The organism is Saliniramus fredricksonii (assembly GCF_900094735.1).
In the GTDB taxonomy this organism is placed as follows: Bacteria; Pseudomonadota; Alphaproteobacteria; order Rhizobiales; family Beijerinckiaceae; genus Saliniramus; species Saliniramus fredricksonii.
In genome coordinates this window covers 368365-375099 of sequence record NZ_FMBM01000003.1, presented here as the reverse complement: position 1 = coordinate 375099, position 6735 = coordinate 368365, and the positions used below count along the sequence as shown (strand labels likewise).

The window sequence follows — 6735 nt, the reverse complement described above, 5'->3', positions numbered from 1 at the left end:
TCGTGAGATGTTGGGTTAAGTCCCGCAACGAGCGCAACCCTCGCCTTAGTTGCCAGCATTTGGTTGGGCACTCTAGGGGGACTGCCGGTGATAAGCCGAGAGGAAGGTGGGGATGACGTCAAGTCCTCATGGCCCTTACGGGCTGGGCTACACACGTGCTACAATGGCGGTGACAATGGGCAGCGAAGGGGCGACCTGGAGCTAATCCCAAAAAGCCGTCTCAGTTCGGATTGCACTCTGCAACTCGGGTGCATGAAGGTGGAATCGCTAGTAATCGTGGATCAGCATGCCACGGTGAATACGTTCCCGGGCCTTGTACACACGCCCGTCACACCATGGGAGTTGGTTCTACCCGACGGCGCTGCGCTAACCCGCGAGGGAGGCAGGCGACCACGGTAGGATCAGCGACTGGGGTGAAGTCGTAACAAGGTAGCCGTAGGGGAACCTGCGGCTGGATCACCTCCTTTCTAAGGATCCGGTGACGAGTGATCAGTGACCAGTGACCAGCGATGGTTTCTGGCATGGTTCTTTCACTGGACTTGGAATATTGAGCAGCGCAGCGATGGGGCGTCGGTGGCCTTCTGGTCACTGGTGACTGATCACTGACGACTGCATTGCGGATGACGCCGCCTTCGTTTCTCTTTCTTCCCTTCGGACACTTTTGGGGTTTACGGCCCTTTTGGGGATGATGGCCTTGTGGTTCTTCGATCCCTGGTCCGGGCCTGTAGCTCAGGTGGTTAGAGCGCACCCCTGATAAGGGTGAGGTCGATAGTTCGAGTCTATCCAGGCCCACCATCAGTTACCAGTGACGAGTGACCAGTGACCAGCCGGGCGACGCGTTCGTCTGGCGGCTGAGGCAGCTTTGTTCTGGTCACTGATCACCGGTTACTGGTCACTGCCCGGGGCCATAGCTCAGCTGGGAGAGCGCCTGATTTGCATTCAGGAGGTCGTCGGTTCGATCCGTCTGGCTCCACCATTTAGATGGTGCCTCAGGCGCCGGCGTGGGCGTCCGCCCACTTGGCTGACGCGCCATGGGGCGCGGCGCGCGTTCGCGCTAGTGCCGCTACCGCGGCGTTCATGCGTTCGGTTGGGGCTAACCGGCGCCGTTTGAGACCTCTATCAGCGTAGCTATTCCTGGCTGGACGCCCCGGCGCGCCAGCGCCGCAAGGCCGAATGGCCGTCGCGCCGCGTGGCGCGGAAAAGCCAAAGGCGCGGACGCGCCTGCCGGCGTTTGAGGCTCGCATGAACCGAGGCGAAGCCTCGCAAGCGCGACTGCGCGCCGCGGACCGTTCCGCGGGAAGCCAAAGGCGCGGACGCGCCTGCCGGCGATTGAGGCTACTTAGAAAGTGTTCGTTGAAGAGCAACAGTTTCCCTTGTTCTTTGTTGGTGGTCGCCTTGCGACCGTGGCATTGGACGTTTGGGATTGTTTGACATTGTGAAGAGGATGATGACGCGTACCGGGAGGTCTCTTGTGAGGCCGGCCAGCGTCTTTGCGGGTGTTTTGCGACACCTTGCGGGATGGACCGGGCGCGTTGAAGCATGAGGTGCGGATGTAGTGATGCATCCGCAACCATGGTCTTTGAAGTTCTGATCATGCGGACGACTGCCGAGTAGTCCGTATGGAGGGCTGCATGCGCCGGCTTGATGGCGTGTGTGGTTGATATGATGTGTGCGTACTGCCTTGCGGCGGCGCGCGTACAATTCTGGTTGATACGAACCGCCTTGCGGCGGCGCGTATGGATCATGAGAGCAATCAAGTGTGATAAGGGCATCTGGTGGATGCCTTGGCGCTAAGAGGCGATGAAGGACGTGGTACGCTGCGATAAGCCCTGGGGAGCTGCGAACGAGCTTTGATCCGGGGATTTCCGAATGGGGCAACCCACCTTCAGTGACCAGTGAACAGTGGGCAGTTGCCGGAGCGATCTGGTGGCTGGTTACTGTTTACTGGTTGCTATGAGAAGGTATTTGATCCTGAATACATAGGGGTCAAAGGCGAACCCGGGGAACTGAAACATCTCAGTACCCGGAGGAAAGGACATCAACGAGACTCCGTCAGTAGCGGCGAGCGAACGCGGACCAGGCCAATGCTCACATTCTTCTCAACCGGAACCGTCTGGAAAGTCGGGCACTATGGGTGACAGCCCCGTACGGGTTCAGGGAGGTGTGGGATACGAGTAGGGCGGGACACGTGAAATCCTGTCTGAACATGGGGGACCACCCTCCAAGCCTAAGTACTCCTTAGCGACCGATAGCGAACCAGTACCGTGAGGGAAAGGTGAAAAGCACCCCGACGAGGGGAGTGAAACAGTCCCTGAAACCGGATGCCTACAAACAGTGGGAGCCCAAGGTTTGTCCTGGGTGACCGCGTACCTTTTGTATAATGGGTCAGCGACTTGAAGTAGCGAGCAAGCTTAAGCCGTGAGGTGTAGGCGCAGCGAAAGCGAGTCTGAACAGGGCGTTCAGTTCGTTGCTTCAGACCCGAAACCGAGTGATCTAGCCATGAGCAGGTTGAAGGTGCGGTAACACGCACTGGAGGACCGAACCGGTGTCTGTTGAAAAAGCCTCGGATGACTTGTGGTTAGGGGTGAAAGGCCAATCAAACTCGGAGATAGCTGGTTCTCCGCGAAAGCTATTTAGGTAGCGCCTCGCGTTTATGCTCCAGGGGTAGAGCACTGGATGGGCTAGGGCTGTCCACAACGGTACCAAACCTAACCAAACTCCGAATACCTGGAAGACTTGCGCGGGAGACACACGGCGGGTGCTAACGTCCGTCGTGGAGAGGGAAACAACCCTGACCTACAGCTAAGGCCCCCAATTCGTGGCTAAGTGGGAAAGGATGTGGGAACCCCAAAACAACCAGGAGGTTGGCTTAGAAGCAGCCATCCTTTAAAGAAAGCGTAACAGCTCACTGGTCTAAACAAGGGTTCCTGCGCCGACAATGTAACGGGGCTCAAGCCACGAGCCGAAGCTTAGGATCTGGTGACCAGTTATCAGTGAACAGTGAACAGAATGAACTTTGATGCGCGTAGCGGCAAGCGTTGGGACGCGGAAGATCTGGAGGTCTTTCGTCGTGCTTATGCATTGTCGCTGGAGCTTCATGGCGTGAGCCTGGAGTTTCCCAAGAGTGAGCAATATGGCGGTCTCGCCGATCAGCTCAGACGATCTTCGCGATCGGTCTGTGGATTGATTGTCGAGGGTGCCGGTCGACAGCAGGCCTCTCCCCGGGAGTTCGGGCGCTATCTCGTGATGGCGATCGGCTCTGCCGAGGAGACGCGTCTGTGGTGTCGGTATTGCGCGGATCTCGGGTTTGTTGCGCATGAACGTGCGGAAGACTGGCGCGACGAGTTGCGTCAGATCGTGCGGATGTTGCAAGGTTTGAAGAACAGTCTCGCCGACCGCTGACGGTCTCGAGGCATCTGGTCACTGATTACTGATAACTGGTCACCGGGTGGTAGCGGAGCGTTCCGTAGGCCTGTGAAGGGATACTCGTGAGGGGTCCTGGAGGTATCGGAAGTGAGAATGCTGACATGAGTAACGACAAACAGCGTGAGAGACGCTGTCGCCGAAAGTCCAAGGGTTCCTGTGTAAAGTTAATCTGCGCAGGGTTAGCCGGCTCCTAAGGCGAGGCCGAAAGGCGTAGTCGATGGGAATGCGGTGAATATTCCGCAGCCTGCGGGTGGTGACGGATCTGAAGTGTTGTGCATCCTTACTGGATTGGGTGTGCTTCTGGATGGTCCCTGGAAACAGCCCCCGTATTATAGACCGTACCCGAAACCGACACAGGTGGACTGGCAGAGTATGCCAAGGCGCTTGAGAGAACGATGCTGAAGGAACTCGGCAAATTACCTCCGTAACTTCGGGATAAGGAGGCCCTGTCATCGGGCAACCGGTGGCGGGGGGCACAGACCAGGGGTGGCGACTGTTTAGCAAAAACACAGGGCTCTGCGAAATCGCAAGATGACGTATAGGGTCTGACGCCTGCCCGGTGCCGGAAGGTTAAGAGGAGAGGTGAGAGCTTTGAATCGAAGCCCCGGTAAACGGCGGCCGTAACTATAACGGTCCTAAGGTAGCGAAATTCCTTGTCGGGTAAGTTCCGACCTGCACGAATGGCGTAACGACTTCCCCGCTGTCTCCAGCATCGACTCAGTGAAATTGAATTCCCCGTGAAGATGCGGGGTTCCTGCGGTCAGACGGAAAGACCCCGTGCACCTTTACTGTAGCTTTGCGCTGGCATTCGTGTCGGCATGTGTAGGATAGGTGGAAGGCTTTGAAGCATGGGCGCCAGCCTGTGTGGAGCCGCCCTTGAAATACCACCCTTGGCGACATGGATGTCTAACCGCGATCCGTTATCCGGGTCCGGGACAGCGCATGGCAGGCAGTTTGACTGGGGCGGTCGCCTCCCAAAGAGTAACGGAGGCGCGCGACGGTGGGCTCAGACCGGTCGGAAATCGGTCGTTGCGTGCAATGGCATAAGCCTGCCTGACTGCGAGACGGACATGTCGAGCAGAGACGAAAGTCGGCCATAGTGATCCGGTGGTCCCGCGTGGGTGGGCCATCGCTCAACGGATAAAAGGTACGCCGGGGATAACAGGCTGATGATCTCCAAGAGTCCATATCGACGAGATCGTTTGGCACCTCGATGTCGACTCATCACATCCTGGGGCTGGAGCAGGTCCCAAGGGTTCGGCTGTTCGCCGATTAAAGTGGTACGTGAGTTGGGTTCAGAACGTCGTGAGACAGTTCGGTCCCTATCTGCCGTGGGTGTAGGAGATTTGAGAGGATCTGTCCCTAGTACGAGAGGACCGGGATGGACGTACCTCTGGTGGACCTGTTGTGGCGCCAGCCGCAGTGCAGGGTAGCTATGTACGGACGGGATAACCGCTGAAGGCATCTAAGCGGGAAACCCACCTCGAAACGAGATCTCCCTTGAGAGCCGTGGAAGACCACCACGTCGATAGGCCGGGTGTGCAAGCGCAGCAATGCGTTGAGCTTACCGGTACTAATCGCTCGATTGGCTTGATTGCCTCTCATGATCCATGCGCGCTTTTTGATGAGCCTCAAACGCCGGCGCGGACGTCCGTCCGCTTGGCTTTCCGCGCCACGCGGCGCGGCGGCCGTTCGGCCTTGCGGGCCTGACGGCCCGACGCTCATCACAAACGTTGCAGGATCACTCGTTTATTGTTGGCCTCAAACGCCGGCGCGGACCTCCGTCCGCTCAGGCTTTCCGCGCCATGGGGCGCGGCGCGCGTTCGCGCTTGCGGCGCTGCGCGCCGGGGCTGATTAAAAAACGTCAGATCCAGAAAGACCGTCACCAACCTCATGCTTCACCTCAGACGGTTCAGCCCGACCCGGCGCAACGCGCCGGCAAGGCCGAACGGCCGCCCGCGCTCATGCGCGGAAAAGCCAAGTGGGCGGACGCCCACGCCGGCGCTTGAGGCCTGCGTAAAAACCAGGCCGAAGGCCCAAAGCGCGAACGCGCGTCGCGGACCATTCTGCGGAAAAGCCAAGTGGGCGGACGCCCACGCCGGCGCTTGAGGCCTGCGTAAAAACCAGGCCGAAGGCCCAAAGCGCGAACGCGCGTCGCGGACCATTCCGCGGAAAAGCCAAGTGGGCGGACGCCCACGCCGGCGCTTGAGGCCTGCGTAAAAACCAGGCCGAAGGCCCAAAGCGCGAACGCGCGTCGCGGACCATTCTGCGGAAAAGCCAAGTGGGCGCACGCCCACGCCGGCGCTTGAGGCCTGCGTAAAAACCAGGCCGAAGGCCCAAAGCGCGAACGCGCGTCGCGGACCATTCCGCGGAAAAGCCAAGTGGGCGCACGCCCACGCCGGCGCTTGAGGCCGGCCAGAAAGTCGGCGTCTGAGGCTAAATCAATCAATCAAGTTTGCTGCGCAAACTTGTCTTTCGCCGGCCCGGTGGCTCGAGCGAGGCGCATAAAACCCGATCCCATCCCGAACTCGGCCGTTAAACGCCTCAGCGCCAATGGTACTGTGTCTCAAGACCCGGGAGAGTAGGTCGTCGCCGGGCCCGCAAAAGACAAGACAATCACGCAAAAAAGCAAAAAACCATCATCCTCTCACAAGCCCCCACAAACAACACACCTCACGCGGGGTGGAGCAGCCCGGTAGCTCGTCAGGCTCATAACCTGAAGGTCGCAGGTTCAAATCCTGCCCCCGCAACCAAAATCTTCCGCGTTATCAAACGCTTATCCGCCGCCCTCAGGGGCGGCGTTTGCGTGTCGCATCGTGTCGCAAGGGCGTCCCGAACACTCCCCAAAGATTCCAAAGGCTTACGATCAGGCCCGATTCCTCCGTGCAACACGGATGCGACACGGGATGGGCACGGTGTTCACATCACGTCCGTCTAACGAAGGAATGCCTCGCCCTTCTTGGCCCGCGCTACGGAGTATTCGACGATCCGGTCGATGACTCGGTCCGGAGCTTTCCACTTCATGACGAGCTTGCCCGGATCCATGCCGTACTCGGCCACAATGTCCCGTAGCTGGTCGAGCGTCAGTGGCTCAAGCTTTGTCCGGAGCGCGTCCTCTCCCTCTCGGGCCAACGAAATCGGGTCGAGGACGGCAGCCGCGCGCCGGTGAGCGGCGCGGCCCTTCTCCTCCTTCACCGTCTTCGGTTCTAGGCCGAGGGCAGTTTCAAGCTCCTTGGCGAATTCCGGATTCCGGTTGGCCTCCTCTATGACCACCTTCATCAAGTCTTGGAGTGTCTTTTTGAGCTTCAT

At 59.0% G+C, this 6735-nt stretch carries 1 protein-coding gene, 3 tRNA genes and 3 rRNA genes; 6 read left to right on the top strand and 1 reads right to left on the bottom strand.

All coding sequences use genetic code 11. The annotated features are described in order from the left end of the window. The 6 genes from GA0071312_RS19045 to GA0071312_RS19020 form a co-directional block, all read left to right on the top strand. Window positions 1-467 (top strand): 16S ribosomal RNA (locus tag GA0071312_RS19045); the annotation flags it as partial. A gap of 251 nt (window positions 468-718) precedes the next feature. Next, window positions 719-795, top strand: a tRNA-Ile gene (locus tag GA0071312_RS19040). A 106-nt stretch (window positions 796-901) separates the two neighbouring features. After that, window positions 902-976 (top strand) — tRNA-Ala (locus tag GA0071312_RS19035). Between the two features lie 775 nt (window positions 977-1751). Next, window positions 1752-5024 (top strand): 23S ribosomal RNA (locus GA0071312_RS19030). Between the two features lie 884 nt (window positions 5025-5908). Then, window positions 5909-6024, top strand: a 5S ribosomal RNA gene (gene rrf, locus GA0071312_RS19025). Between the two features lie 78 nt (window positions 6025-6102). Then, window positions 6103-6179, top strand: a tRNA-Met gene (locus GA0071312_RS19020). A gap of 181 nt (window positions 6180-6360) precedes the next feature. Here the strand turns inward: GA0071312_RS19020 and GA0071312_RS19015 are convergent. Beyond that, on the bottom strand, window positions 6361-6735 hold the full coding sequence (locus tag GA0071312_RS19015) for a hypothetical protein (protein WP_074446568.1): 375 nt from the start codon (window positions 6733-6735) through the stop codon (window positions 6361-6363).